Raw genomic sequence first — 2,967 nt, forward strand, 5'->3', positions numbered from 1 at the left:
CTGTAGCCATAGGCCACCCACAGCATCAGCACCAGCGAGAACACCACCAGCACCTGGCTCAACACCGAGAGCACGTTCTTGGCACGCACCAGGCCGCCATAGAACAGCGCCAAGCCCGGCACCACCATCATCAGCACCAGCAAGGTGGCGGTGAGCATCCACGCCACGTCCCCGCGATCGAAGCTGGGTGCCGCCTCGGCGGCGGCTTCGGCCGTGGCCTCGGCGGCAACTGCCGGTGCCGCGCCTTGCGTTGCCTCCGGCTGCGGCGGCGTGGCCTGCTGGGCCAACGCGTGTGAGGGAAGCATGCCCACCGCCATGACAGCGAGCATGAACGACAGGCACAGGCCACCGAACCGGGCCTTGAGCCCGGTGAAAAATTCCGTTCGCATTGTCGACTCCGGCTGTGGGGGTTAGAGCGCGTCAGCGCCTGTTTCACCGGTGCGGATACGCACCACCTGCTCGAGCGGGGTGACGAAGATCTTGCCGTCACCGATCTTGCCGGTGCCGGCCGCGCCCTGCAGGGTTTCGATCACCGCATCCACGCGGTCGTCGGTGACGGCGGTCTCGATGCGGATCTTGGGAAGGAAGTCGACGACGTACTCGGCACCGCGATACAGCTCGGTGTGCCCCTTCTGGCGGCCAAAGCCCTTGACCTCGGTGACGGTGATGCCCGAAACGCCGACGGCGCCCAGTGCCTCGCGTACCTCGTCAAGCTTGAATGGCCGGATGATGGCGGAGATCAATTTCATGCGCATGTCCCGTAGTGGAGGAGACCGGCCCGCGCCTGCGGGCCGGCTTCGTGTCTTCCACCGGCCGCGATGCGGCCGCTGGCTGTTGCGCCGAACGTGTCATGGGCCTCGCTGACGGCAGCACTTTTCCAGCCGCTGACGGCAGTGACGCGGGAGGGAGGAATGGCCCATGGCGCGCGTCCGGATTCTCTTGCCCCTGGTGCTTCCGTGCGTCCTGCTTCAGACCGCCTGCAAGGCTCCCCAGCCTTGAAGGCGGCGGCGATGACGAAGGTGGGAGGGGTGCCCTTCGTCATCGCCACCTGAAAGGATCAGCTTGCGTAGTACAGCTGGTATTCCAGCGGGTGGGTGGCTGCGCGGAACGCGGTCACTTCCTTCATCTTCAGCGCGATGTAGGCATCGATGAAGTCGTCGCTCATCACGCCACCGGCCTTGAGGAACTCGCGGTCCTTGTCCAGCGCTTCCAGTGCCTGGTCCAGCGAGGAGCAGACCTGCGGGATCAGCTTCTCTTCTTCCGGCGGCAGGTCGTACAGGTCCTTGTCGCTCGGCGCGCCCGGGTCGATCTGGTTCTTGATGCCGTCCAGGCCGGCCATCATCAGCGCGGTGAAGGTCAGGTAGCCGGACTGGATCGGGTCCGGGAAACGCATCTCGATGCGGCGTGCCTTCGGGTTGGACACCCACGGGATGCGGCACGAGGCCGAACGGTTGCGGGCCGAGTAGGCCAGCATCACCGGTGCTTCGAAGCCCGGGACCAGGCGCTTGTAGCTGTTGGTGCCGGAGTTGGCGAAGGCGTTGATGGCGCGGGCGTGCTTGAAGATACCGCCGATGTACCACAGCGCCATCTGGCTCAGGCCACCGTAGCCGTCACCGGAGAACAGGTTCTTGCCTTCCTTGGCCAGCGACTGGTGCACGTGCATGCCGCTGCCGTTGTCGCCGACCAGCGGCTTGGGCATGAAGGTGACGGTCTTGCCGTTGCGATGGGCCACGTTCTTGATGACGTGCTTCATGCGCTGCAGTTCGTCGGCCTTGGTGACCAGGGTGTTGAACTTGGCGCCGATCTCGCACTGGCCGGCGTTGGCCACTTCGTGGTGGTGCACTTCGACTTCGATGCCGACCTTTTCCAGCACCTTGCACATCTCGGCGCGGATATCGTGCAGCGAGTCGGTCGGCGGCACCGGGAAGTAGCCGCCCTTCACGGTCGGGCGGTAGCCGCTGTTGGTGCCTTCGTAGCTCTTGCCGGTGTTCCAGGAACCTTCCTCGGAGTTGATCTTGAAGAAGGTGTGGCCCATGTCATTGGCGAACTGGACCGAGTCGAAGATGAAGAATTCCGGCTCCGGACCGAAGAAGGCCAGGTCGGCGATGCCGGAGGACTTCAGGTAGGCCTCGGCGCGCTTGGCGATGCCGCGCGGGCAGCGGCCATAGCCCTGCATGGTGGCCGGGTCGAGCACGTCGCAGGTCAGCACCAGGGTCGGATCGGCGTAGAACGGGTCCAGGTAGGCGCTGTCCGGGTCCGGCAGCAGCACCATGTCCGATTCGGCGATGCCCTTCCAGCCGGCGATCGAGCTGCCATCGAACATCTTGCCTTCCTCGAACAGCGACGGCTCGATGATCGAGACCGGGAAGGTCACGTGCTGCTCGATACCGCGCATGTCGACGAAACGCAGGTCGACGAACTCGACCTGGTTGTCCTTGATCAGCTTCTCAACGTTTTCCAGGGACATCGGGTGCAACCTCGGATGGGTGATGACGTGTGGGGGTGAAGGAGCAAGTAGCGTGCCAACCCCGAAAGCATCGCAAGTGATTGTTTTTGTTTGGTGAAAGTTGCAATTGCATCGACCTGTTTGCACCACGGAGGTGCAAACGGCGTACACGGCACCATGCAGGTGCAACACATCACTTGGACTATGCTGTACCGGCCTTTTTCCCCACCGATCTCCATGTCCGACCTGCTCTCCGCCCTCCTGCTGGGCATTCTCGAAGGCCTTACCGAATTCCTCCCCATCTCCAGCACCGGCCATCTGCTGATCGCCCAGCACTGGCTGGGCAGCCGCTCGGACTTCTTCAACCTCGTGATCCAGGCCGGTGCCATCCTGGCGGTGACGCTGGCGTTGCGGCAGCGGTTGTGGACGCTGGCCACCGGCCTGGGCCAGCGCGAGAACCGCGACTACGTCATGAAGCTGGGCGTGGCCTTTCTGGTCACTGCCGTGGTCGGCCTGCCGGT

General features: G+C 64.1%; 3 protein-coding genes and 1 pseudogene. 1 reads left to right on the top strand and 3 read right to left on the bottom strand.

Annotation, left to right across the window (positions count from 1 at the left end; all coding sequences use genetic code 11):
• The 3 genes and pseudogenes from VA603_RS11620 to glnA all read right to left on the bottom strand — a co-directional run.
• Nucleotides 1-389, bottom strand: a pseudogene (locus tag VA603_RS11620) (ammonium transporter); the annotation flags it as partial.
• A 21-nt stretch (nt 390-410) separates the two neighbouring features.
• Nucleotides 411-749, bottom strand: a complete 339-nt coding sequence (locus tag VA603_RS11625; RefSeq protein ID WP_132862360.1) for a P-II family nitrogen regulator — start codon at nt 747-749, stop codon at nt 411-413.
• Between the two features lie 308 nt (nt 750-1,057).
• Nucleotides 1,058-2,467, bottom strand: a complete 1,410-nt coding sequence (gene glnA / locus VA603_RS11630) for a type I glutamate--ammonia ligase (RefSeq protein ID WP_132862359.1) — start codon at nt 2,465-2,467, stop codon at nt 1,058-1,060.
• Nucleotides 2,468-2,683: 216 nt separating this feature from the next.
• Here glnA and VA603_RS11635 point away from each other — a divergent pair.
• The coding region (locus VA603_RS11635) for an undecaprenyl-diphosphate phosphatase (RefSeq protein ID WP_323438944.1) at nt 2,684-2,967 on the top strand (284 nt) is incomplete at its 3' end.

The sequence above is a fragment of the Stenotrophomonas capsici genome (genome assembly GCF_034961085.1).
GTDB classification, from domain to species: Bacteria; Pseudomonadota; Gammaproteobacteria; order Xanthomonadales; family Xanthomonadaceae; genus Stenotrophomonas; species Stenotrophomonas capsici.

Excerpts from the sequence above, each read along its gene's own strand:
- glnA (WP_132862359.1), bottom strand. The coding sequence starts at position 2,467 with ATGTCCCTGGAAAACGTTGAGAAGCTGATCAAGGACAACCAGGTCGAG.
- VA603_RS11625 (WP_132862360.1), bottom strand. The coding sequence starts at position 749 with ATGAAATTGATCTCCGCCATCATCCGGCCATTCAAGCTTGACGAGGTA.